At 61.0% G+C, this 22247-nt stretch carries 22 protein-coding genes and 3 tRNA genes; 8 read left to right on the top strand and 17 right to left on the bottom strand.

The genetic code is table 11. From position 1 onward, the window contains the following. Nucleotides 1–120: 120 nt before the first annotated feature. The 13 genes from deoD to SERRSCBI_RS02975 all read right to left on the bottom strand — a co-directional run bounded on the left by deoD (nucleotide 121) and on the right by SERRSCBI_RS02975 (nucleotide 12620). Nucleotides 121–852, bottom strand: a complete 732-nt coding sequence (deoD, locus tag SERRSCBI_RS03030; protein ID WP_004933059.1) for a purine-nucleoside phosphorylase — start codon at nucleotides 850–852, stop codon at nucleotides 121–123. Between the two features lie 166 nt (nucleotides 853–1018). Beyond that, on the bottom strand, nucleotides 1019–2242 hold the full coding sequence (gene deoB, locus SERRSCBI_RS03025) for a phosphopentomutase (RefSeq protein ID WP_042783657.1): 1224 nt from the start codon (nucleotides 2240–2242) through the stop codon (nucleotides 1019–1021). Nucleotides 2243–2434: 192 nt separating this feature from the next. Then, a complete protein-coding gene (deoA, locus tag SERRSCBI_RS03020) occupies nucleotides 2435–3760 on the bottom strand; it encodes a thymidine phosphorylase (RefSeq protein WP_033641794.1) in 1326 nt (441 codons plus the stop codon). Between the two features lie 66 nt (nucleotides 3761–3826). After that, the gene (deoC, locus tag SERRSCBI_RS03015; protein WP_042783656.1) at nucleotides 3827–4606 is read right to left on the bottom strand and encodes a deoxyribose-phosphate aldolase; all 780 of its coding nucleotides are present in this window, start codon (nucleotides 4604–4606) and stop codon (nucleotides 3827–3829) included. Nucleotides 4607–4976: 370 nt separating this feature from the next. Continuing rightward, entirely contained in the window at nucleotides 4977–6254 is a 1278-nt protein-coding gene (locus SERRSCBI_RS03010) for a NupC/NupG family nucleoside CNT transporter (protein WP_004933076.1), read from the bottom strand. Nucleotides 6255–6437: 183 nt separating this feature from the next. Continuing rightward, complete coding sequence (locus SERRSCBI_RS03005; protein WP_042783655.1) at nucleotides 6438–7220, bottom strand: TatD family hydrolase; 783 nt, start codon at nucleotides 7218–7220, stop codon at nucleotides 6438–6440. Continuing rightward, complete coding sequence (locus SERRSCBI_RS03000; protein ID WP_033651706.1) at nucleotides 7217–8335, bottom strand: patatin family protein; 1119 nt, start codon at nucleotides 8333–8335, stop codon at nucleotides 7217–7219. Before SERRSCBI_RS03000 ends, SERRSCBI_RS03005 begins: the two co-directional genes overlap by 4 nt. Nucleotides 8336–8345: 10 nt before the next feature. Further along, nucleotides 8346–8531 carry a hypothetical protein gene (locus SERRSCBI_RS02995; RefSeq protein WP_004933086.1) on the bottom strand — a complete coding sequence of 62 codons (186 nt, stop codon included), beginning with the start codon at nucleotides 8529–8531 and terminating at the stop codon, nucleotides 8346–8348. Between the two features lie 68 nt (nucleotides 8532–8599). Continuing rightward, nucleotides 8600–8761 (bottom strand): DUF1328 domain-containing protein, encoded by a 162-nt coding sequence (locus SERRSCBI_RS23930; protein WP_004933089.1) that lies wholly within the window; start codon nucleotides 8759–8761, stop codon nucleotides 8600–8602. A 161-nt stretch (nucleotides 8762–8922) separates the two neighbouring features. Beyond that, nucleotides 8923–9537 carry a molecular chaperone OsmY gene (gene osmY / locus SERRSCBI_RS02990; protein WP_033641790.1) on the bottom strand — a complete coding sequence of 205 codons (615 nt, stop codon included), beginning with the start codon at nucleotides 9535–9537 and terminating at the stop codon, nucleotides 8923–8925. Nucleotides 9538–10053: 516 nt separating this feature from the next. Continuing rightward, a complete protein-coding gene (gene prfC, locus SERRSCBI_RS02985; protein WP_033641789.1) occupies nucleotides 10054–11643 on the bottom strand; it encodes a peptide chain release factor 3 in 1590 nt (529 codons plus the stop codon). Between the two features lie 151 nt (nucleotides 11644–11794). Then, nucleotides 11795–12238 carry a ribosomal protein S18-alanine N-acetyltransferase gene (gene rimI, locus SERRSCBI_RS02980; protein WP_033641788.1) on the bottom strand — a complete coding sequence of 148 codons (444 nt, stop codon included), beginning with the start codon at nucleotides 12236–12238 and terminating at the stop codon, nucleotides 11795–11797. After that, nucleotides 12183–12620 carry a DNA polymerase III subunit psi gene (locus SERRSCBI_RS02975; RefSeq protein WP_033641787.1) on the bottom strand — a complete coding sequence of 146 codons (438 nt, stop codon included), beginning with the start codon at nucleotides 12618–12620 and terminating at the stop codon, nucleotides 12183–12185. Before SERRSCBI_RS02975 ends, rimI begins: the two co-directional genes overlap by 56 nt. A 146-nt stretch (nucleotides 12621–12766) precedes the next feature. Between SERRSCBI_RS02975 and rsmC the strand changes: the two genes are divergently transcribed. Then, complete coding sequence (gene rsmC / locus SERRSCBI_RS02970) at nucleotides 12767–13807, top strand: 16S rRNA (guanine(1207)-N(2))-methyltransferase RsmC (protein WP_042783654.1); 1041 nt, start codon at nucleotides 12767–12769, stop codon at nucleotides 13805–13807. A 51-nt stretch (nucleotides 13808–13858) separates the two neighbouring features. Here rsmC and SERRSCBI_RS02965 read toward each other — a convergent pair whose 3' ends face one another. Continuing rightward, entirely contained in the window at nucleotides 13859–14851 is a 993-nt protein-coding gene (locus SERRSCBI_RS02965) for an aldo/keto reductase (protein WP_042783653.1), read from the bottom strand. Nucleotides 14852–14969: 118 nt separating this feature from the next. Between SERRSCBI_RS02965 and SERRSCBI_RS02960 the strand changes: the two genes are divergently transcribed. The 4 genes from SERRSCBI_RS02960 to SERRSCBI_RS02945 all read left to right on the top strand — a co-directional run bounded on the left by SERRSCBI_RS02960 (nucleotide 14970) and on the right by SERRSCBI_RS02945 (nucleotide 16325). Continuing rightward, nucleotides 14970–15914 carry a LysR family transcriptional regulator gene (locus SERRSCBI_RS02960; RefSeq protein WP_042783652.1) on the top strand — a complete coding sequence of 315 codons (945 nt, stop codon included), beginning with the start codon at nucleotides 14970–14972 and terminating at the stop codon, nucleotides 15912–15914. A 72-nt stretch (nucleotides 15915–15986) separates the two neighbouring features. Beyond that, nucleotides 15987–16073: transfer RNA gene (locus tag SERRSCBI_RS02955), tRNA-Leu, on the top strand. Nucleotides 16074–16109: 36 nt separating this feature from the next. Next, nucleotides 16110–16196, top strand: a tRNA-Leu gene (locus SERRSCBI_RS02950). 42 nt (nucleotides 16197–16238) lie between these two features. Next, nucleotides 16239–16325: transfer RNA gene (locus SERRSCBI_RS02945), tRNA-Leu, on the top strand. An 89-nt stretch (nucleotides 16326–16414) separates the two neighbouring features. Here the strand turns inward: SERRSCBI_RS02945 and SERRSCBI_RS02940 are convergent. Beyond that, on the bottom strand, nucleotides 16415–16699 hold the full coding sequence (locus SERRSCBI_RS02940) for a DUF1435 domain-containing protein (protein WP_033641783.1): 285 nt from the start codon (nucleotides 16697–16699) through the stop codon (nucleotides 16415–16417). Between the two features lie 260 nt (nucleotides 16700–16959). Here SERRSCBI_RS02940 and SERRSCBI_RS02935 point away from each other — a divergent pair, with 260 nt between their 5' ends. Continuing rightward, entirely contained in the window at nucleotides 16960–18039 is a 1080-nt protein-coding gene (locus SERRSCBI_RS02935; protein ID WP_042783651.1) for a GGDEF domain-containing protein, read from the top strand. Between the two features lie 45 nt (nucleotides 18040–18084). On the opposite strand, the gene SERRSCBI_RS02930 is transcribed toward SERRSCBI_RS02935, so the two are convergent. Beyond that, nucleotides 18085–18681 (bottom strand): TetR/AcrR family transcriptional regulator, encoded by a 597-nt coding sequence (locus SERRSCBI_RS02930; protein ID WP_033641781.1) that lies wholly within the window; start codon nucleotides 18679–18681, stop codon nucleotides 18085–18087. 136 nt (nucleotides 18682–18817) lie between these two features. Here SERRSCBI_RS02930 and SERRSCBI_RS02925 point away from each other — a divergent pair, with 136 nt between their 5' ends. Beyond that, complete coding sequence (locus SERRSCBI_RS02925) at nucleotides 18818–20014, top strand: MFS transporter (RefSeq protein ID WP_033651357.1); 1197 nt, start codon at nucleotides 18818–18820, stop codon at nucleotides 20012–20014. A gap of 10 nt (nucleotides 20015–20024) precedes the next feature. Here the strand turns inward: SERRSCBI_RS02925 and SERRSCBI_RS02920 are convergent, their stop codons facing one another. Then, nucleotides 20025–20936 carry a LysR family transcriptional regulator gene (locus tag SERRSCBI_RS02920; RefSeq protein ID WP_033651358.1) on the bottom strand — a complete coding sequence of 304 codons (912 nt, stop codon included), beginning with the start codon at nucleotides 20934–20936 and terminating at the stop codon, nucleotides 20025–20027. Nucleotides 20937–21044: 108 nt separating this feature from the next. On the opposite strand from SERRSCBI_RS02920, the gene SERRSCBI_RS02915 reads away from it, so the two are divergent. After that, nucleotides 21045–22247, top strand: coding sequence for an MFS transporter (locus SERRSCBI_RS02915; RefSeq protein ID WP_042783650.1), 1203 nt, complete (start codon nucleotides 21045–21047; stop codon nucleotides 22245–22247).

Raw genomic sequence — 22247 nt, 5'->3', positions numbered from 1 at the left:
GAATAGATTGTCCGTAACAACGGGATCCACATCCAATTGAAAGGTAAAGCGTTAGCCAAAAACGGCCATGCGGAGTGAATAGATTGACGGGCGGGCGCCATGACGACGCCCGCCGCGGTATTACGCTTTGTCGCCCAGCAGCACGGATTCCAGCGCGATAACGATCATTTCGTTAAAGGTGGTCTGGCGTTCCGCCGCCGTGGTCGCTTCGTGACGCAGGATGTGGTCGGACACGGTGCAGATGGTCAGCGCCTTACAGCCGAACTCTTCGTACAGCTCCGCCGCCACGCCGTAGATGCCGGCCGCTTCCATTTCCACGCCCAGGATGCCGTACTTCTTCATCACCTGGAACATATCCGGATCCGGGGTGTAGAACAGATCGGCGGAGAAGATATTGCCCACGCGCGCCGGGATGCCCTGCGCCGCCGCCGCGTCGACCGCGTTGCGCACCATGTCGAAGTCGGCGATCGCCGCGTAGTCGTTGTCCTTGAAGCGCAGACGGTTCACCTTGGAGTCGGTGCACGCGCCCATGCCGATCACCACGTCGCGCAGTTTGATATCGTCACGCACCGCGCCGCAGGACCCCACGCGAATGATCTTCTTCACGCCGAATTCGGCGATCAGCTCGCGCGCGTAGATGGAGCAGGACGGAATGCCCATGCCGTGGCCCATTACGGAGATGCGGCGGCCTTTGTAGGTGCCGGTGAAGCCCAACATGCCGCGCACGTTGTTCACTTCCACCGCGCCTTCCAGGAAGGTTTCGGCGATGTATTTTGCGCGCAGCGGGTCGCCCGGCATCAGTACTACGTCAGCGAAATCACCCATCTCAGCATTAATGTGCGGCGTAGCCATAATTTTCTTCCTTTAGAAATCTTATTTAATAAAAACGTCAAACATCCAAGCCTTGAATTTCGAGTTGCAGCCAGGCAGCTGGCGGGTGAATCCCCAGGAGCTTACTTGAGTAAGCGACTGGGGTTCACGCGTGAAGCTAACAACGCTGCGGCTTGAAAGACAGGGCTTAGAACAGGGTCTTACCGTAATCCATCGGCGACAGGCCAAAGTAACTGGCGACGGTCTGGCCGATGTCGGCGAAGGTCTCGCGGTGGCCCAGTGAACCCGGTTTCACTTTCGGGCCGTAAACCAGCACCGGAATGTGCTCGCGGGTGTGGTCGGTGCCGCTCCAGGTCGGATCGCAGCCGTGGTCGGCGGTGAAGATGATGATGTCTTCGTCTTTCACCAGCTTCAGCAGTTCCGGCAGGCGGCGGTCGAACAGCTCCAGCGCGGCGGCGTAGCCCGCCACGTCGCGACGGTGACCGTAGGAGGAGTCGAAGTCCACGAAGTTGGTGAACACGATGGTGTTGTCGCCGGCCTTTTCCATTTCGATCAGGGTCGCGTCGAACAGCGCGTCGATGCCGGTCGCCTTCACCTTCTTGGTGATGCCGACGTTGGCATAGATGTCGGCGATTTTACCGATCGACACCACTTCGCCGCCCTTCTCGTCCACCAGCTTTTTCAGCACGGTCGGCGCCGGCGGCTCTACCGCCAGATCGTGGCGATTGCCGGTGCGCTGGAAGTGGCCCGGCTTGTCGCCGACGAACGGACGCGCGATCACGCGGCCGATGTTGTAACCGCCTTCGGTCAGCTCTTCACGCGCGATTTCGCACAGCTCATACAGGCGCTCCAGGCCGAAGGTCTCTTCGTGACAGGCGATCTGGAATACCGAGTCGGCGGAGGTGTAGAAAATCGGCTTGCCGGTTTTCATGTGCTCTTCACCCAGCTGATCGAGGATCACGGTGCCGGATGAGTGGCAGTTGCCCAGGTAGCCCGGCAGATTGGCGCGCTCCACCAGCTTATCCAGCAGCGCCTGCGGGAAGCTGTTGTGCTCGTCCTTGAAGTAGCCCCAGTCGAACAGCACCGGCACGCCGGCGATTTCCCAGTGGCCAGACGGCGTGTCTTTACCGGAAGATAGCTCGCTGGCGTAGCCGTAGGCGCCGATGATGTCGGCGTTGCGATCCAGCCCCTGCGGGAAGTTGCCGGTCGACTCTTCCGCCGCTTTGCCGAGGCCCAGACGGCTCAGGTTAGGCAGCGTCAGCGGGCCCTGACGGCCCACGTTGGCCTCACCGCGCGCGCAAACCTCGGCGATGTGGCCCAGGGTGTCGGAACCCTGATCGCCAAAACGTTCGGCGTCTTCGCTGGCGCCGATGCCGAAGGAGTCCAATACCATAATAAATGTGCGTTTCATCTGTGCTCTCCTGCGTGTTCTCACGCTATTGCGACCGCAAAACTGCAATCGCCCTTATTCTCTAAATTTATACCCAATGGATTTCAAGTTGTAGCTAGGCGGCTAGCGCGTGTATCCCAGGAGCTTACTCAAGTAAGTGACTGGGGTGCACGCGTGCAGCCAACAACGCTACGGCTTGAAAGACGAGGGTCATCACGCTTGAGTGATGCGCTTATACACCACCGGCGTCGCTTCCGGCGCCTTATCGCTCAGCGTCATTGCGCTGCGCACCGCATCGGCCGCCTGCTGCCAGCTCTCTTCATCGTTGGCGTGGATCATCGCCAGCGGCTGCTGGGAATCCGCCGTATCGCCCAGGCGCGCCATCTCGGTCAGGCCGACGCTGTAATCGATGGCGTCGCTCGCCCGACGGCGGCCGCCGCCCAACGACACCACCGCCATGCCCAGCGCACGGGTATCCATGGCGCTGATGATGCCCGGCTTTTCAGCATACACCGGCTTGCTCAGCGTTGCCGCCGGCAGATAGCTATCGTAGCGTTCGACGAAGTCTATCGGACCCTGCTGCGCCGCCACCATGCGGCCAAACACCTCCGCCGCCTTGCCGTTATCCAGCACCGCCTGCAGCTTGGCGCGCGCGTCGGCCTCATCTTGCGCCAGGCCGCCGGACAACAGCATCTCTACGCTCAGCGCCAGCGTCACTTCCAGCAGGCGCGGGTTGCGGTATTCGCCGGTCAGGAAGCGCACCGCTTCGCGCACTTCCACCGCGTTGCCGGCGCTGGAAGCCAGCACCTGATTCATGTCGGTCAGCAGCGCGGTGGTCTTGCAGCCCGCGCCGTTGGCCACGCCGACGATCGCCTGCGCCAAATCTTGCGACAGGGCATAGGTCGGCATAAAGGCGCCGGAGCCGACCTTCACGTCCATCACCAGCGCATCCAACCCTTCCGCCAGCTTCTTGGCCAGAATGGAGGCGGTGATCAGCGGGATAGAATCCACGGTGGCGGTGATATCGCGGGTGGCGTAAAAACGCTTGTCCGCCGGCGCCAGCGAGCTGGTCTGGCCGATGATCGCCACGCCGACGTCCTGAATGATTTTGCGGAAGGCGTTATCGTCCGGGAAAATATTGAAGCCCGGAATGGCTTCCAGTTTGTCCAACGTGCCGCCGGTATGCCCCAGGCCGCGGCCGGAGATCATCGGCACATAGCCGCCGCAGGCCGCCACCATCGGGCCGAGCATCAGCGAAGTCACGTCGCCCACGCCGCCGGTCGAGTGCTTGTCGACGATCGGGCCGTTCAGCGCCAAACTCTTCCAGTCCAGCACGGTGCCGGAATCGCGCATCGCCATGGTGAGCGCCACGCGCTCCGGCATGCTCATGTCATGGAAATAAATGGTCATCGCCAGCGCGGCGATCTGCCCTTCCGACACCACATTGTCGCGAATGCCGTTGATGAAAAAGCGGATTTCCGCTTCGCTTAACGGCTGGCCGTCGCGTTTTTTACGAATAATTTCTTGAGCCAGGAACAAGGCATCCCCCTGTGTCGCCGAGAGTCGGTGCAGACGGGCGCGCCTGGCGCCCGCCAACGATATCGATCAGTAGCCGCCGCCGGCGGTCTGGGTTTGGTGGCCCAGCGCGGCCAGCAAGCTGGCCAGCAGGCTGGAAGCGCCAAAGCGGAAATGCCGCGCGTCGGCCCACCCTTCGCCCAGAATACGATCGGCAAGTTGCAGATAATGCAGCGCGTCTTCCGCGGTGCGCACGCCGCCGGCCGGTTTGAAGCCCACCGTCTTCGCCACGCCCATATCGCGGATCACTGACATCATCAGCTCGGCGCTCTCCAGGGTGGCGTTGACCGGCACCTTGCCGGTGGAGGTCTTGATAAAGTCGGCGCCGGCCTTGATGGCGATCTCGGACGCCTTGCGGATCAGATCGGCCTGCTTCAGCTCACCGGTTTCGATGATCACTTTCAGCAGCACGTTGGCCGCCTGGCAAGCCTGTTTGCACTGTTTCACCAGCTCGAAACCGACCTGTTCGTTGCCGGCGATCAGCGCGCGGTATGGGAACACGACGTCCACTTCATCCGCCCCATAGGCGATGGCCGCGCGGGTTTCCGCCAGCGCGATGTCGATATCGTCGTTGCCATGCGGGAAGTTGGTCACGGTGGCGATACGGATGTCCGGCGTGCCTTGCTCGCGCAGCGCCTTACGCGCCACCGGGATAAAACGCGGGTAGATGCAGATGGCCGCCGTGTGGCCGGCCGGGCTGTTGGCCTGATGACAGAGGGCGATCACTTTCTCGTCGGTGTCATCATCGTTCAGCGTGGTTAAATCCATCAAGTTCAGCGCACGTTGCGCTGCTGCGGTTAATTCGGTCATAAAACTCTCCAACTGAGTACCTGGGTGTTGGCGAGCGGACTTGGTTCCATGAAGATAGCGCAGGGGAACGGCGTTCCCGCGGCGGCAACTGAGATCCTTCTCACCGCACATGGCCACCCGCCTTGCGGCCGGCCAGTAATAGCTATTTGAACACGAATGCCGGGGGCGATTCGCGTTCATCGTCACACTATATGAAATAGCACTGTAACAGACCGGAATTATATGTGAAGAACATCACAAAATAACGCGATATCGTTCACAAATTCGCTAAAGAAGCGGCTGAAGATCGCGGGTGCGGCGAACACCCGCGTTGCTTAGAGTATAGGCGGAGTCCCGCGATCGGTCGCGCCGACGCGGGCTCAGCGAGGGCTTACAGCGCCAGGAAGAAACCGGCGATGGTGGCACTCATCAGGTTGGACAGCGTGCCCGCCGCCACGGCCTTCAGACCGAAACGCGCGATGTCATGGCGACGGTTGGGTGCCATGCTGCCCAAACCGCCCAGCAGGATCGCCACCGAGGAGAGGTTGGCAAAACCGCACAGCGCAAAGGAGATGATCGCCTTGGTGTGCGTTGACAGCACCTGCAGGCCTTCCGCCGCCACCACATCGTCCGGACGCAGATAGGCGCCGAAGTTCATATAGGCGACAAACTCATTGACGATGATCTTCTGGCCGATAAACGAACCGGCGGTCATCGCTTCACTCCACGGCACGCCAATCAGGAAGGCGATCGGCGAGAACACCCAGCCGAGGATCAGCTCGAGCGACAGCTGCGGGTAATCGAACCAGCCGCCGATGCCGCCGAGAATGCCGTTGAGCAAGGCGATCAGCGCGATAAACGCCAGCAGCATCGCGCCGACGTTCAGCGCCAGCTGCATGCCGGAAGCCGCGCCGGAAGCCGCCGCATCGATCACGTTGGCAGGACGATCCTCTTCGGCGATCAGTTTCATCGCATCGTCTTTATCGTGGGTCTGCTCGGTTTCAGGCACCATCAGCTTGGCGAACAGCAGCCCGCCCGGCGCGGCCATGAAGGACGCGGCGATCAGGTATTCCAGCGGCACGCCCATCTGCGCGTATCCCGCCAGCACCGAACCGGCCACCGAAGCCAGGCCGCCGCACATCACGGCGAACAGTTCTGACTGGCTCATGGTGGCGATATACGGACGCACCACCAGCGGCGCTTCGGTCTGGCCGACGAAAATGTTGGCGGTCGCCGACAGCGATTCGGTGCGCGAGGTGCCCAGCAGCTTGTGCAGGCCGCCGCCCAGCACGCGGATCACCAACTGCATGATGCCGAGGTAGTACAGCACCGCAATCAGCGAGGAGAAGAACACGATCACCGGCAGGACGCGCAGCGCGAACACGAAGCCGCCGCCGCCGAACACCTCGAACATCTTGTCGGACACCAGCCCGCCGAAGATGAACGAAATGCCCTGATTGCCGTAAGCGATAACGTTTGCCACGCCGTTAGACATACTGCCGAGGATGCTGCGGCCCAGCGGCACGTACAGCACCAGCGCGCCGATACCGACCTGAATGATGAACGCCCACACCACGGTGCGCAGTTTGATGGCCCGACGGTTGCTGGAGAGCAGCACCGCAATGGCGATCAGCACCGCCATCCCGACCAGACTCATGATGAGTTGCATGCAAAGTTTCCCTGTTGCAAAAAATAAAATACATCCCTGCTCATGAAGAGAGGTCTGCTATTGGAGAGTTTCGGGGGGATTATACTGAGCGAGGTCACCCTCGCACCGATTTATGTCACAAATGTATACAACGAGACGCAAATGAAAATCTTATAACATGACACAAGTCACGTTATGCAGACCTCAATTCGGCATGGCGAACAGCGCTTGGGTATTGCGTTGCAGGTGGGCGGCTATCACGTCGGACGGTTCCGGCCGCAGTTCGCACAGCGCGTGAAACACCTCGGCGGCGCGCTCGGGGCGGTTCGGCTGCCCCTGATAGCCGGCCAGCGGCATGTCCGGCGCATCGGTCTCCAGCAGCAGCGCCTCAAGCGGCAGTTGCGCCATCACGGCGCGCGTTTTCTGCGCCCGCTCATAGGTGATGGTGCCGCCCACGCCGATGTAATAGCCGAGGCGGATAAACGCCTGCGCCTGCGACAAGCTGCCGGCAAAGCCGTGCACCACGCCGCGGCGCGGCAGCTGCATGCGCCGCAGCGCGGCGGCCAGCTGGTCGTGGGTGCGGCGCGAATGCAGGATCACCGGCAGGTCATGCTGTTTCGCCAGCTTCAGTTGGGCCAGCAGCACGCTTTGCTGCCGCTCGAACTGTGGGTTATCCATATACAGATCGAGCCCGATCTCCCCCACCGCCACCAGCTTGTGCGGCCGTTCGGCCAGCAGCGCCGCCAACTGTTCCAACTGCGGCTCATGATGCTGCGCGATATACAGCGGGTGCAGCCCCAGTGCGGCGAACAACGGCGCATGCTCCTGCGCCAGCCGCAACACCCGCGCGAAGCGATCGGCGGTGACCGTCGGGACGATGATGCGCTTTACGCCGGCGCTTGCCGCCCGCGCCAGGCTCTCGGCCTCATGCCCGGTAAAGGGCGGGAAATCGAAATGGCAGTGGGTGTCGGTAAAGGCGTAACTCACAGCGCGCCCCCTTCACCCGGCGGCAGATCGCCCGGCAGGATGATTTTCGGCGCCGCCACCGCGGCCTCCGGCTGCGCCGCCCGCTCGGTGGGCATGGCGATGTCGGTCACGATCGGCGAAGGCATTCTGACGTTCTCCGGCTGGATCAGGCGGCGCGACAACGCTTTTCGCACCTTCATGCCGTCGGGCTCCTGCTGCGCCATCCACTGGCCGACGGTGGCCAGGAAGTAGCGGCCGCAGCGGCGCCCCAGGTGATAATCCTGATTGAGCGCCCCCAATCGGCTGCCCAGCGCATTGCTGGCCAGCGGCTTCGGCGGGAAGATCTCGAAGATGCGCAGCTTGCCCGGCGGCTTTTCGATAAAGCGCTGGATGCGGTGATAGCTTTGCTCGTGATGCTGCAGGATGCGCACCATCTGCTGCAGGCTGCTGTCGCTCAGCCAATGCTCCATGCGCTTCATCCACTGTGGGGTGTAGTACATTTGCGAAGGCACGGTGCGGATCACCACGATGGTGTCGGCGCCGCGGCGATAGGCCTCTTCCACCGGGATCGCATCGCTGATGCCGCCGTCCTGATAGCTGACGCCGTCCAACTCCACGCCCTGACGGTAGAAGCCGGGAATGGCGCTGGACGCCTTGATGGCCGGCAGCCAGCGTTCGCGCTGCGCCGGCAGATAGGTCGGCTCGAAATCGTCGCTGCGGCAGGCGCACAGCAGGAATTCGCGCCCGTCGGTAAAATGCTGTTCCGCCACGTCCATCGCCAGCGGCATCTGCGCCGCCGCCGTATCAACCAGCCAATCGAGATCGATCAGATGCCCGCCGCGCACGAAGCGCAGCGGATTGAAGAACTGTGCCGAAGTGGTGTAACGGGTGATCACCCGGCGCGCGTAGCCCATCTGCCCGCAGATATAGGCAGACAGATTCTGAGCGCCGGCCGATGTGCCGATCAGCAGATCGAAAGGGTTAAAGCCCGCGCGCTGAAACTCGTCCAGCACGCCGGCGGTGAAAATGCCGCGCTGGCCGCCGCCTTCGCAGACCAACGCCATTTTTCCTGGTCGAAAAGGTTTAGACGCCAGCGGTTCTATATTGCCGAGCGTGATGGGTATTCTGTATCCCAACTTGGCATCCTCAGTGAGACGTTTTCTCCGAGGATACCGCGTCTCGCTCTCTTCCGTAATCCTCTTGCAGCACGCCGACGAGGAAATCATTGCTGCCAGCCAACCAGGCACCATCGCTGCCGGACCATTCGGCCCAAGCCTGCCATACCTGACCTTTCAGCTGTTTCCAGCGCCCGACGATGATGTCGCTGTTCATGGCCGGCCCTCCCCGACGTGAGAAAAGGAATTAAGCTTTGTTACAGTTTGCAGGAAAATGCCGGCCGGCTAAGGGCGCCGACGGCCGGTGAACAGACTGACCAGGAACAGGATGATGCCGACAACGAACACGACTTTGGCGGCCCAGGCGGCGGTGCCCGCCAGCGAACCGAACCCCAGTGCCGCAGCGATAAGCGCGATGACTAAAAAGATAATGCCCCAACGAAACATAAGCTTCTCCTTACCATTGTGAAAAAATTCGCTGCCGTCTACCGCCCCGACAACGGGACATCGACGGCAAATCAGTTTCTTTTTTTGGTGGTACACGTCGGGCCGCCTTGACGGCCCGACAGATGCGGCTTGTTGTTACTTGTTACGGGCGCCTGGCGGGATTACTGCTTGACCACCAGGTCGTTTTTCACGCTTTTCACGCCGTCGATAGCCTTGGCGATGCTTTCGGCACGCTCAGACTGCGCCTGCGTTTTCACTTCACCGGAAAGCTGCACCACGCCATCGGTGGTTTCCACTTTCACGTTGCGCGACGGCACGATGTCATCGGCCAGCAGCTTGGCTTTCAGCTCGCTGGTGGTGGCGGTGTCGCCGGCATACGATTTGATCGACTGGTTGGCTTCATCTTTCACGTGCAGCTTGTCGCTGACGGTTTTGACGCCTTCCACCTTGCCTGCAACCGCAACCGCATGCTCTGCCTGCGCCTGGCTGCCGACAAACCCGCTCAGGATCACGGTGCCTTTTTCGGTTTTCACCGAAATGTCAGTGCTTTTGATGCTCTTATCGTCCACCAATGCACTTTTAACTTTAGCCGTTATCGCGCTGTCATCCATGTAACCGTCAACTTTTTTCATGGAGCTATCGATTTTGGCACCGGCACTGTCCGCGGCGTTAGACGCCTTGTTGAGCAGACTGTCTTCGGCCAGCGCAGTGCCGCTCACCAAAGCAGAACCCAAAACAACAGCCATCAGCGAGTGTGCAAATTTGGTCTTTTTCATCGATCTCTTCCTTTTGTTGGGGGCCCCAGCGCCAGAGCGCCGGAACCCTTCAGCCGCCTTCACGCGGACTCTCGGTAAATACTTCATCATCGCTATACGATTAAGCGTTCACGACAGGAATATTGCAACCGCCGTGCCAACTCCATAAACTCCTTAAAAATCAAACAAAAAAAGCGTTGAGTCGGATTTTTAATCAAAAAACTGTCACCTATTGACGACAGACTAAGTGTCACGAAACGGTAAAACAGTCATCTCATTGATATTTAAGGAAACAGACTGTCTCCTATCGGCAACACATCAGAATAACTCACCAAACAATCAGCGTATTACAGTGATTTACTCTCAAGCAATGTGCGGACATCTCGTTAAAGATAGACCATGCGGCGGAAAACGCAGGCCAATCGCATCTCGCCTGGGCGACATCGATTCGCAGGATAAAATATGAGGAAGATTTATTAATTAGCGGAGTGAGAATACGGGGAATTGGCAGGGCGCACCGGGCGCCCTGCCGATGTATCAGTGTTCGCGGGTCTTGCGGAAGGTCACGTCAGGATAGCGTTCCTGCGTCAGGTTGAGGTTCACCATGGTCGGCGCGATGTAGGACAGGTTGTCCCCACCGTCCAACGCCAGGTTGATCTCGTTCTTGCGCTTGAACTCTTCGAACTTCTTCACGTCGTCGCACTCGACCCAGCGCGCCGTCGACACGTTGACCGACTCATACAGCGCTTCCACGTTGTACTCGCTCTTCAAACGCGCCACGACCACGTCGAACTGCAGCACGCCGACCGCGCCGACGATCAAATCGTTGTTGGCGATCGGGCGGAACACCTGCACCGCGCCCTCTTCCGACAGCTGCACCAGCCCCTTCAGCAGCTGTTTCTGCTTCAGCGGATCGCGCAGGCGAATGCGGCGGAACAGTTCAGGCGCGAAGTTCGGGATGCCGGTGAACTTCATGTCTTCACCCTGAGTGAAGGTATCGCCGATCTGGATGGTGCCATGGTTGTGCAGACCGATGATGTCGCCCGGATAGGCTTCTTCCACGTGCGAACGGTCGCCGGCCATAAAGGTCAGCGCGTCGGAGATCACCACGTCTTTGCCGGTGCGCACCTGACGCAGCTTCATGCCCTTCTCGTAACGGCCGGACACCACGCGCATAAAGGCCACGCGGTCGCGGTGCTTCGGATCCATGTTGGCCTGGATCTTGAACACAAAGCCGGTGAATTTCTCTTCCGCCGCCGTCACTTCACGGGTGTCGGTTTTGCGCGGCATCGGCGCCGGCGCCCAGGCCACCAGGCCGTCCAGCATATGATCCACGCCGAAGTTGCCGAGTGCGGTACCGAAGAACACCGGGGTCAGCTCGCCGCTCAGGAACGCCGCCTGATCGAACTCGTGGGAAGCGCCCTGCACCAGCTCCAGCTCATCGCGCAGCTGCGCCGCCAGATCTTCGCCTACGGCGACATCCAGCTCCGGGTTGTTCAGGCCTTTGACGATGCGCACTTCCTGAATGGTGTGGCCTTTACCGGTCTGGTACAGGTAGGTTTCATCCTTGTACAGGTGGTAAACGCCTTTAAACAGCTTGCCGCAGCCGATCGGCCAGGTGATAGGCGAACAGGCGATTTTCAGTTCGCGCTCGACTTCGTCCATCACTTCCATCGGATCGCGGATGTCGCGGTCCAGCTTGTTCATGAAGGTCAGGATCGGCGTGTCGCGCAGACGGGTGACTTCCATCAGCTTGCGGGTGCGATCCTCAACGCCCTTGGCGGCGTCGATCACCATCAGACAGCAGTCCACGGCGGTCAGGGTGCGATACGTATCTTCGGAGAAGTCCTCGTGCCCCGGGGTATCCAGCAGGTTGACCAGGCTGTCGCGATACGGGAACTGCATCACCGAGGTGGTGATCGAGATCCCACGCTGCTTTTCCATTTCCATCCAGTCGGATTTGGCGTGCTGGCTGGAGCCGCGGCCTTTTACCGTACCGGCGGTCTGGATCGCCTGTCCGAACAGCAGCACTTTTTCGGTAATGGTGGTTTTACCGGCATCGGGGTGCGAGATGATGGCGAAAGTTCTTCTTTTGGAGACTTCGCGGGCAAATTCACTAGGAGACATGGTTTTCAGGTTCTACGGTTAGTCCGCCCTGCGACATCATCAGAACGCGCCGATCGCGGCGCCGGGCAAAGCGGTGAATAAAAGATAACAGCCGGGCATTTTCGCCGATTTGCCAACCGGTGACAATCAATGCTTTTTCCGGCCGGGCTGATTACCCCAGCGGCAACGCCATCACGATCGCGTCTTCGCGGCCGTGGGCGCTCGGGTAATAATTGCGGCGCACGGTGACTTCGTTGAAACCAAGATCTTCATACAGCGCGATCGCCGCCTGGTTGGAGGCACGGACTTCCAGCCACAGCGTAACCACGCCGCGGCTCTCCAGCTGTTCGATCAACGCGTTGAGCAACAGGCGGCCAAAGCCCCGGCGCTGGTGCTGCGGATGAATGGCGATGTTGAACAGCGTGGCTTCGTCCAGCACGATCTGCGTGATGGCGAACCCCGCCATCTCCCCATCGGCGCTCAGCTTCAGGTTAAGGTAGCGATCGCCCTGATTGCTGGCAAAGGTGGTTTCCGTCCAGGGGAAAGCGTGGCTGGCTTGCTCAATGTTGAAGGCCGTGGCCAGGTCGGCCGCCGTCAGGGTAGAAATCGTGTTCATGATGACAAATCTGCTGCCAGAGGGCGCGTTTGGCCCCCGCGTCTTGGGAAAGCTCGGCCAACGCCGGGCTGTGTAGCTGCGCGCCGGCGACCGCGAGCGGTTCCGTCACGCCCAGCCGCCAACTGTTGCATGCGGTCTCTTCAGGCAGCATCGCCACCTGTTCCGGCGTCAGGCTGTAGGTTTGCGCCGGCGTCAGCCCCAGGCTGCGCAGCACGTCGCAAAACAGCGGATCGTCGGGCGCCGGCTGCGTCTGCGCCACCACCAGCAGGCGCGTCTCGGGCGGCAGACTGACCGCCACTTCGCCCTGCAACACGCCCGGGCGGCGCAATGTCCACTGCGTAATACCCAGTTGTTGTAACAGCCAGTCGCGTTTTGATGCCATGCCGATTCCTACCCGTTGTGGTGCGCCATGCCTGCCATGCGCCGCGCTATGCTAACAAACCCGCGCAGCCCGCGCCAACAAACCCGTCGAACATATCGCCACAAAGCTCTATAATCCCCGGTCTCATTTCCAGGAGCCAATATCTGATGTCTGCATTAACCCCCGCCAGTGAAGTCATGCTGCGCCACAGTGATGAATTTATCGAACGCCGCGTGCTGTTTGCCGGCGACCTGCAGGACAGCCTGCCGGCCCAATTCGAGGCCGCGGACGTGCGCGTCCACACTCAGCAATACCATCACTGGCAGTTACTGAACCGGACGATGGGCGATAACGTGCAGTTCGGTTTGACCGTCGATCCCGCTTTCGTCGCCGACTGCGACACGCTGGTTTACTACTGGCCGAAGAGCAAGCAGGAAGCGCAATTCCAGCTGTGCAACATCCTGGCGCTGCTGCCGGTGGGCGCGGACGTGTTCGTGGTCGGTGAAAACCGCAGCGGCGTGCGCAGCGCCGAGCCAACGCTGGAAGGCCACGTCACGCTGGTGAAAATCGACAGCGCGCGCCGCTGCGGCCTGTATCACGGCCGCCTGGACGCGCAGACCGAGTTCGACCTGAACGACTGGTGGGGCAGCTATCAGCTGCACGATCTGGAAGTGAAAACGCTGCCGGGCGTGTTCAGCCGCGACGGTCTGGACGTCGGCAGCTCGCTGCTGCTGTCGACGCTGGAAAAACACATGAAAGGCAAGGTGCTGGACATCGGCTGCGGCGCCGGCGTCATGGCCTCGGTAATGTCCAAGCTGTCGCCGAAAGTCAAATTGACCCTCAGCGACGTCAACGCCGCCGCGGTGGAATCCAGCCGCGCGACGCTGGCCGCCAACGGCATCGAAGGGGAAGTGATCGTCAGCAACGTTTACTCCGACATCACCGGCCGTTTCGACATGATCATCTCCAACCCGCCGTTCCACGACGGGCTGCAGACCAGCCTGACCGCCGCCGAAACCCTGATCCGCGGCGCGGTGAAGCACCTGCCGATCGGTGGCCAACTGCGCATTGTCGCCAACGCCTTCCTGCCATACCCGGACATTCTGGACGCCACCTTCGGCAGCCACGAAGTGCTGGCGCAGAACGGCCGCTTCAAGGTGTACCAGGCGACCGTCGGCCGTCCGCCGCGCGCGCCGAAGAAGAAATAATTCGCCGTTGGCGGAAAACGACAGAGCGCGGCCTGCAGGCCGCGCTTTTTTTTAACCGTTGATGTAGGTCATCGACTCCGCGCCGTAGCGTTCGCCGGCCGCCGCGCTCAGCGGGAACACCGCTTCAATCGCCGCCAGCTCAGCCGCGCTCAGCGTTATCTCCGCCGCCGCGACGTTCTCTTCCAGGTAACGACGGCGTTTGGTGCCGGGGATCGGCACGATGTGTTCCCCCTGCGCCAACACCCAGGCCAGCGCCAGCTGCGAAGGTTTAACGCCCTTCTGCGCCGCCAACTCGCTCACCTTCTCCACCAGCGCCAGATTGCGGCTGAAGTTTTCCCCCTGGAAGCGCGGGTTGCTGCGGCGGAAGTCGTCCTCGGCCAGATCCTCCGGCCGCTGGATAGCGCCGGTGAGGAAACCGCGCCCTAACGGGCTGTAGGGCACAAAGCCGATGCCCAGGCGCTCGCAGGCCGCCAGCACGCCCTGCTCGGCGTCGCGCGTCCACAGCGAATATTCGGTCTGCAGCGCGGTGATCGGATGCACCTTGTGCGCCCGCTCCAGCGTGGCGACCGACGCCTCGCTCAGGCCGATGTGGCGGATCTTGCCTTCCCGGATCAGATCCGCCATCGTGCCCACGACGTCCTCGATCGGCACCTGCGGATCGACCCGGTGCTGATAATAAAGATCGATCTCCTCCACGCCCAAGCGCCGCAGGCTGCCCTCGACGGAGCGCCGGATATACTCGGGCCGGCTGCTGACGCCGCGTGCCGAAGGATCCGCCGGATCGCGCAGGATGCCGAACTTGGTGGCCAGGAACACCTGTTGCCGCTTGCCTTTGATCGCTTCCCCCACCAGCTCTTCGTTGGTGTGCGGGCCATACATGTCGGCGGTGTCGAGCAGCGTAACGCCCAGCTCCAGCGCCCGGTGCAGCGTGGCGATGGCTTCCTGCCGATCGGCGCCGGTGGAGTAGAAGTCGCTCATGCCCATGCATCCCAACCCCAGGGCGGAGACGACGGGACCGTGGGAACCGAGTTTACGTTGTTGCATTGTGCTGCCCTCATGCGGTGAATGGATAACGCAGCAAAGTCTGGTTGTTTACGCGAAAAAGATAAATAATGCAGATTGCACATCACTGTTCAAAAATCACCAACAATACGGAGTGGTAATGGATCAGGTTCAAGCCATGCGCATTTTTACCCGCATCGTCGAACTGGGCAGCTTCAGCCGGGCGGCCGAACGCCTGCAGCTGCCGCGCGCCACGGTCAGCAACGCGCTGAAACGGCTGGAACAGCGGCTGGGCGTGCGCCTGCTGATCCGCACCACCCGCCAGGTGCAGGTGACCAGCGAAGGCAGTCTCTACTATCAACGCTGCGTGCAGTTGCTGGGCGCGCTGGAGGAGGCGGACACGCTGTTCAGCCACCATAAGCTGCAGCCGTCCGGCAAAGTGCGCATCGATATGCCCCATTCGCTGGCGCGCGAGGTCGTCATTCCGGCGCTGGACGACTTCTACCGGCGCTATCCCGACATCACGCTGGCGCTGGGCGCCAACGACACCCACGTCGATCTGCTGCGCGAAGGCGTGGACTGCGTGCTGCGCGCCTGGGAAACCGAAGACGACAGCCTGGTGGCGCGGCGCATCGCCCAGCTGCCGCAGGTCACCTGCGCTTCCCCCGCTTACCTGCAGGCCCACGGCACGCCGCTCGACATCGATAGCCTGGCGCCGCACCGCGCGGTGGGGTATTTTTCGCTGGCCAACAACCGCGATTACCCACTGGAGTTTTGCCGCGGCGGCAAGCTGGAACTGCGCGAACTGCCCGCCCGGCTGAGCGTCAGCGGCGCCGACGCCTATATCGCCGGCGCGCGCGCCGGCATGGGATTGATACAGGCGGCGCGCTATTCGCTTGCCCCTTGGCTGGAACAGGGCGAACTGGTGGAAGTGCTGGCGGAAACGCCGCCTCCGCCGATGCCGATTTACATCATGTATCCGCCCGGCCGTTTCCTGGCGCCGCGGGTCAGAGTGTTGATTGATTGGCTGATTTGGCTGTTTGACCAGCAGAAAAGCGGCGATATGGCTGTTTTTCCAGCAAACGCCCGCAAAGCGGGGAAATAACTGTTGACGTGTCCGCCAAAATCTCTAGAATTCGCCTCCGTGGTAACGTTACTCCGGTAATGTTTCTGGTACGCGAAGGTGGCGGAATTGGTAGACGCGCTAGCTTCAGGTGTTAGTGTCCTTACGGACGTGAGGGTTCAAGTCCCTCTCTTCGCACCAAATAACCACATGATTTATATTGCACTCAGCATCGATGCGAAGGTGGCGGAATTGGTAGACGCGCTAGCTTCAGGTGTTAGTGTTCTTACGGACGTGAGGGTTCAAGTCCCTCTCTTCGCACCACGCTGGCGACGTAATATAAATCAAAGCAACAACATCGACTGTGCGAAGGTGGCGGAATTGGTAGACGCGCTAGCTTCAGGTGTTAGTGTCCTTACGGACGTGAGGGTTCAAGTCCCTCTCTTCGCACCAATTGATGATCTCTCCGGCAGTATCCTCGAAAAAATCCCAACGCACTGATGAATCACACGCTTAAGCGTGGTTTTGCCGTTTCCGGCGTTTCACCCGAAGCTGAAGTTCAGGCTGACAGCCGCCAGGCCGCCCGCCAGCGCCATACAGGAAGGCAGCAGCAGATAGTGGCGCAGCCGGCTGTTGAACAACATGACCAGCGTGGCCAACATCGCTATCACGATCAGGGTGCGCAACTGCACCATATCCAGGTCGATCAAGGCCAGCAGCGGCATCAGCGCACAAGGCAGCAAAACGCCCCAGGCGCTGGCCAGGCGATCCCCGAGGCACCAACTGACGCCCCACAGTCCGCACGCGGCAATCATGGCGGTGAGCATGACAACCCCCCTTCAAGTGATAATGATAACCAATATCATATAACACTTTTTTGGCCGCCGCATCATTTTCACTGCGCAGACCAAACCCAGATGACACCAGCATGAAAAAATGATAATTTGACATAAGAAAATTCCTAGTCCTGTTTGCATGATAATAATCACAATCCTCAACCATGCAATTCAAGTGGATATTCGCGCCAAAGGAATGCTTCTCAACCTTAATTATTCGACAGAACGACTTTGCAAAGAGTGACCTCCGTATGAACGCCCGTTCTTATCAGGAATTACTGAACAGCAAGCAGCGCCTGGCATTATTTCTTTTTCTGATAATGAATGCCGCCTCTTCCGTATTTACATTATTGTTCCCTTTTAGGGATACACCCGCATTTACCCTACCTTTATTATGTATACCGCTATTTTGTCTGGTAGCGGCGCTATTTTCCCTGCAAACGCCACGCAAATACTTGTGCAAACTCAACCTGTTCGCCGGCGTGCTCGGCCTGCTCTGGGCCGCACATATTTACGTTAAAAGTCAATATTGCCTACCGAATAACCAAGATTTTTTATTAATTAGTTTGTTTAGCATCTTTTTTATCAGCGCTATTTCCCTGACGGACAACTTTACCGCCTTTTGTTTACACGCCGTGCCTTCCGCAATGGTGATCCTGGCTTTAGACGGCATGCATAATACCCTGCGGATATTATTCACCACGCTATTACCTATTATCGCTTTCTCCATCCACCACCTGATGTTGAAACGCAGTGAAATCTTTACTCACGCGCTGGTGGCCAACCTGTATAACGAGCGCGATAAATTCAATAATTTGAGCATGATCGATCCTCTGACCGGCCTTTATAACCGGCGTGGGCTGGAGAATAAGATCACGATGCTGCTGGAACCGCAAACCGGCCATCATTACGTGCTGTTGCTGGATATCGACCACTTCAAGGTCTATAACGACAGCTACGGCCACGCCATGGGCGATCGGGCGTTGGTGCAGGTGGCGGTCGCCATCCGCGATGCGGTGCGTTCGCGCGACATCGTGGTGCGTTACGGCGGGGAAGAATTTTTGGTGTTGCTGACCAACGTGCACGAAGGCTACGCTGCGCAACTGGCCGAACGGGTGCGCCAGCGGGTGGCGGAGCTGAACATCCCGCACGGCGCCAGTCCGCAGCACAGCGGCACGCTGACGCTCAGCGCCGGCATCTCCGCGCTGGAAAAACTGGACATCGAATCGGCGATAGGCGCAGCCGACGCCGCGCTCTATCTGGCGAAGCACAGCGGACGCAACAATATTCAGCTGGCGCAAAACGTCGAGCCCGCTGCCGTTCACTCTTAAGCCGCCGTGGTAACGGCGCGGCGGCTGACATCAACACTTATACGGCTATACGGCGGTGGAACGCAGCCCGTTCAGCAACAGGTTCAAACTGGCCAAGGCTTGTTCCAGCCCCACGTCTTTTTCCGGATGATGGGCGACCCACAGCGCGGCATCCATCAGGCCGCCGTTGATTAAATGCGCCAGCGCTTCCGGCTCGGCGATAGCGATACGCCGCTGCGCCATCAATACCTCCAATGCGCCCGTCATCCAGCTGATGCACGCCAGCTTGCTGGCCCGCAGATATTCAGCTCCCAGCACCGAAGGTGAATCACGCAACAGAATGCGTTGCGCTTGCGGCTCCGTCATCATGATCAGATAACTGCGGCAACGCGCCGCAAAAGCCTCCCAGTCATCCGCAGTACTCGCGGTTATCTCAGCCAGATGCGCATCCATCTCCGCGTCTATCGCCTGCACCACCGCCAGGAACAGCCCCTTTTTATCGCCAAAATGGTGATAGAGCGCGCCGCGCGTCAGGCCGGCCTGGGCGGTGAGATCATCCATCACCGTTTCGGCATACCCCACGTTGCCGAATTGCAGACGGGCCGCCGCCACCAGCTTTTGTCGGGTTTCTTCAATCATTTCGGTACGCGCTTTACGTGCCATGGGTTCACTCCCGCCTCGTTATTGATGACGTTATAATTGACATACGCCATGTATGTCAATTAACGTAACATACGTGGCGTATGTCAATGATGGACATTGAGCGAATACCGAGCCGCAACATTCCGGAGCCCATTTTATGGCAAATCCTTATTTCAAACTGTTCACCGCCCCGGGCAGCAAGGCGTTTTCCTCTGCCGGGCTAATCGCGCGCCTGCCGGTCTCGATGACCGGCATCGGCATCATTACCATGCTCTCGCAGGTACGCGGCTCCTATTGGTTAGCGGGCGCGGTGGCGGCGACGTTCGCCTTTTCCATGGCGCTGCTCGCGCCGCAGATCGCGCGCGCAGCGGATCGCTTCGGCCAACGCCGAGTGCTGCCGTATGCCACCGGGACCAGCGCGATCGCCCTCTTGCTGCTGCTGATTTGCACTCGCTACCAGGCACCGAATTGGGCGCTGTTCGTCTTCGCCGCGCTCGCGGGCGGCATGCCCAGCATCTCCGCGATGGTCAGAGCTCGCTGGAGCGAAATTTATCGCGGCACGCCGCAGCTGCACACGGCATTTTCATTCGAGTCGGTGTTGGACGAAGTCGCCTTTATCATCGGCCCGCCGATCGCCGTGGGGCTCAGCGTTTCACTTTTCCCAGAAGCCGGCCCTCTGGTGGCCGCGCTGCTTCTGGTGGCGGGCGTCACGGCATTCGCCTTGCAAAAAAGCACACAGCCCCCGGTTTACACCCACAACAGCGAGCGGCAGCGCGCCATCCTGGCTATGCCGTCAATGCAAATTCTGGTGCTGGCGCTGATCGCCCTGGGCACCATTGTCGGCACCGTGGACGTCATCAGCGTGGCCTTCGCCGAGCAGCAAGGCCAGCCGGCCGCCGCCAGCATCGTGCTGTCGGTTTACGCGTTTGGCTCCTGCCTCGCCGGGCTGATTTTCGGCGCAATGAAGATCCCCGTCCCCTTGCCCCGCCTGTTCTTATACGCGGCGTTCGCCACCGCATTCACTACCCTGCCGCTGCTGTGGGTGCACAATGTCTTGACGCTGGCGGCGGCGATGTTTGTCGCCGGACTGTTTTTCGCGCCGACCATGATCATTGCCATGGGGCTGGTTGAAAACATCGTGCCCCCCGCCAGGCTGACGGAGGGATTGACCTGGATGGTCACCGGTCTGGGGATAGGCGTGGCGTTCGGCGCAGCCCTGGCGGGCCTGGCGATCGACGCTGCGGGGATAACGGCCGGCTTTGGCGTCACGCTCACGGCCGGCCTGGTCGTACTGCTGGTGGCGGCCGGCGGCTATCGCCTAATGCGGCGAACGCTGGCCTTGAAAGCGGCGTGAACCGCCTGCGCTAAACGGTTTCCCAAATCGCCTTGCCCTGCCAGCGCCGTTCGATCGCCGCCAGAAACAGTTTCACTTTGGGGGAGAGATGGCGTCGGCTGGGATAGACGGCGCAGATCGGCGGCCCCGGGCGACAATAGCGTTCCAGCACCGGCACCAGCGTGCCGGCCGCCATCTGTTCACCGACCAGAAACGCCCCTACCTGACACAGACCGGCCCCGGCGACGGCTGCATCCCGCAATGCCTCGACGTTGTTGAAACGCATCCGGCCGCGCACCGGCTGTTCGTGCAGTTGGCCGTTAACCCGATAGCGCCAGGGCGCCGGCAATCCCTGGTGGCTGAAGACCAGCGTCTCGTGATCGCCCAGCGCCTCCGGTGTCGCAGGCGTGCCGTAGCGCGCCAGATAGTCCGGCGCCGCGCAGGTGATCAGGCGGTGCGGCGCGAGCACCCGCCGCACCAGCCGACTGTCGTCGCTGCCGCCGACGCGGATCGCCACATCGATACCGTCGCGCACCAAATCGCTGTAATCGTCGGAGAAGCTGACGTCGGCGTCCACCTCCGGCCACTGCGCCAAAAATTCCCGCAGAATCGGCAAAATATGCAACCGCCCCAACGAGACCGGCACATCCAGCCGCAGCCGCCCGCGCGGGGTTTGCCGCCGCGTATTGAGCGCCGTTTCCGCCTCTTCGGCCTGCGACAGGATGCGCTGCGCATATTCGTAAAACACCGCGCCGTCTTCGGTCAGGCTGACGCTGCGCGTGGTGCGTTGCAGCAGCCGGGTCGCCAATCGCGCCTCCAATCGGTTCACGCATTTGCCCGCCGCCGATCGGGAGATGCCCAGTCTCTCGGCCGCCAGCGTGAAGCTGCAGGCGTCGGCGACGCGAATGAATACCAGCAGGTCGGTCAGGTTATCCAACGGCATAGACGGTAAATTAGCCACGCTTTGTCCCCAATGTTGCGCATTCAGGCCAGTTTATCAGCCATTTTGGCGCGGATACACTGAGGTTCGTCATCTGTTGGGAGAGTCATTATGAGTGCCTTACACGCCGACGGCGGCGCAAAAGCGTGGCTGGCGACCTTCGCGGTCGGCCTGTCCACCTTTACCGTCGTCACCGCAGAAATGCTGCCCGTCGGGCTGCTGACCCCGATCGTCAACACCCTGAACGCATCGATCGGCCGCGCCGGGCTGCTGATTTCCCTGCCGGCCCTGTTCGCCGCGCTGTTCGCCCCGCTGGTGGTGCTGGGCGCCCGGCGCACGGACCGCCGCAACCTGCTGGCGGGCTTTCTGCTGCTGCTGACAGCCGCTAACCTGCTGGCCGCCGCCGCCACCTCCCTGGCGCTGCTGTTCGCTGCGCGCATCCTGCTGGGCTTTTGCATCGGCGGTATCTGGGCCATCGCCGGCGGGCTGGCGGAACGCCTGGTGCCGCCGGCCTCCGTCGGATTGGCGCTGTCCATCATCTTCGGCGGCGTAGCGGCGGCCTCGGTATTCGGCGTGCCGCTCGGGGTATTCCTCGGCGAAGCGCTGGGCTGGCGCATGGCGTTTCTGGCGGTCGCCGTTCTGGCGGCGCTGACCCTGCTCCTGCTGGTGTGCGTGCTGCCGCCGCTGCCGGTCACGCAGGCGATCGGCTGGCGGTCGTTCACCGCGCAACGCGCGAATCGCCGGCTGCTGACCGGGCTGCTGCTGACGTTTCTGCTGGTCGCCGGCCACTTTATGGCTTACACCTTTGTCCGTCCGCTGCTGCAGACGGTCTCCGGCATCGAGAGCCGCTGGGTGGGGCCGCTGCTGTTCGCCTACGGCATCGCCGGCCTCGTCGGGAATTTTATCGCCGGCCAGGCCGCCGCCAAACGACTGCGCCGCACCCTGGCGCTGATCGCCCTCGGGCTGGCGCTCGCCGTCCTGCTGCTGCCGCTGCTGGGCCACACGCCGCTGAGCGGCGGCGCCTTCCTGCTGCTGTGGGGCATCGCCTACGGCGGCGTTTCCGTTGCGCTGATGGCGTGGATGCTCAAGGCGGCGCCCGATGCGGCCGAGGTCGCCTCTTCACTGTATATCGCGCTGTTTAACCTGGCGATTTCCTGCGGTTCGCTGGTGGGCGGGCTGGTGGTGGATGCCGGCGGCCTGACGATAAACGGCGCGCTGTCCAGCCTGGTGCTGCTGCTGGCGTTGGCCATCCTGATGGGGACCCGGCGGCAGAGGCCGAAAACGGCGGCGAAAGCCGATTCGCCGCCGGGGTGA

The sequence above is a fragment of the Serratia sp. SCBI genome (assembly GCF_000747565.1).
Lineage (GTDB): Bacteria > Pseudomonadota > Gammaproteobacteria > Enterobacterales > Enterobacteriaceae > Serratia > Serratia ureilytica.
This window is presented reverse-complemented; position numbering and strand designations above follow the sequence as displayed.

Bases quoted from the DNA above. Each gene is read 5' to 3' on its own strand.
- deoD (WP_004933059.1), bottom strand. From the start codon at position 852: ATGGCTACGCCGCACATTAATGCTGAGATGGGTGATTTCGCTGACGTA.
- deoB (WP_042783657.1), bottom strand. From the start codon at position 2,242: ATGAAACGCACATTTATTATGGTATTGGACTCCTTCGGCATCGGCGCC.
- deoC (WP_042783656.1), bottom strand. From the start codon at position 4,606: ATGACCGAATTAACCGCAGCAGCGCAACGTGCGCTGAACTTGATGGAT.
- SERRSCBI_RS03010 (WP_004933076.1), bottom strand. From the start codon at position 6,254: ATGCAACTCATCATGAGTCTGGTCGGGATGGCGGTGCTGATCGCCATT.
- SERRSCBI_RS02995 (WP_004933086.1), bottom strand. From the start codon at position 8,531: ATGAACAGCGACATCATCGTCGGGCGCTGGAAACAGCTGAAAGGTCAG.
- SERRSCBI_RS23930 (WP_004933089.1), bottom strand. From the start codon at position 8,761: ATGTTTCGTTGGGGCATTATCTTTTTAGTCATCGCGCTTATCGCTGCG.
- osmY (WP_033641790.1), bottom strand. From the start codon at position 9,537: ATGAAAAAGACCAAATTTGCACACTCGCTGATGGCTGTTGTTTTGGGT.
- prfC (WP_033641789.1), bottom strand. From the start codon at position 11,643: ATGTCTCCTAGTGAATTTGCCCGCGAAGTCTCCAAAAGAAGAACTTTC.
- rimI (WP_033641788.1), bottom strand. From the start codon at position 12,238: ATGAACACGATTTCTACCCTGACGGCGGCCGACCTGGCCACGGCCTTC.
- SERRSCBI_RS02975 (WP_033641787.1), bottom strand. From the start codon at position 12,620: ATGGCATCAAAACGCGACTGGCTGTTACAACAACTGGGTATTACGCAG.
- rsmC (WP_042783654.1), top strand. From the start codon at position 12,767: ATGTCTGCATTAACCCCCGCCAGTGAAGTCATGCTGCGCCACAGTGAT.
- SERRSCBI_RS02965 (WP_042783653.1), bottom strand. From the start codon at position 14,851: ATGCAACAACGTAAACTCGGTTCCCACGGTCCCGTCGTCTCCGCCCTG.
- SERRSCBI_RS02960 (WP_042783652.1), top strand. From the start codon at position 14,970: ATGGATCAGGTTCAAGCCATGCGCATTTTTACCCGCATCGTCGAACTG.
- SERRSCBI_RS02940 (WP_033641783.1), bottom strand. From the start codon at position 16,699: ATGCTCACCGCCATGATTGCCGCGTGCGGACTGTGGGGCGTCAGTTGG.
- SERRSCBI_RS02935 (WP_042783651.1), top strand. From the start codon at position 16,960: ATGAACGCCCGTTCTTATCAGGAATTACTGAACAGCAAGCAGCGCCTG.
- SERRSCBI_RS02930 (WP_033641781.1), bottom strand. From the start codon at position 18,681: ATGGCACGTAAAGCGCGTACCGAAATGATTGAAGAAACCCGACAAAAG.
- SERRSCBI_RS02925 (WP_033651357.1), top strand. From the start codon at position 18,818: ATGGCAAATCCTTATTTCAAACTGTTCACCGCCCCGGGCAGCAAGGCG.
- SERRSCBI_RS02920 (WP_033651358.1), bottom strand. From the start codon at position 20,936: ATGCCGTTGGATAACCTGACCGACCTGCTGGTATTCATTCGCGTCGCC.
- SERRSCBI_RS02915 (WP_042783650.1), top strand. From the start codon at position 21,045: ATGAGTGCCTTACACGCCGACGGCGGCGCAAAAGCGTGGCTGGCGACC.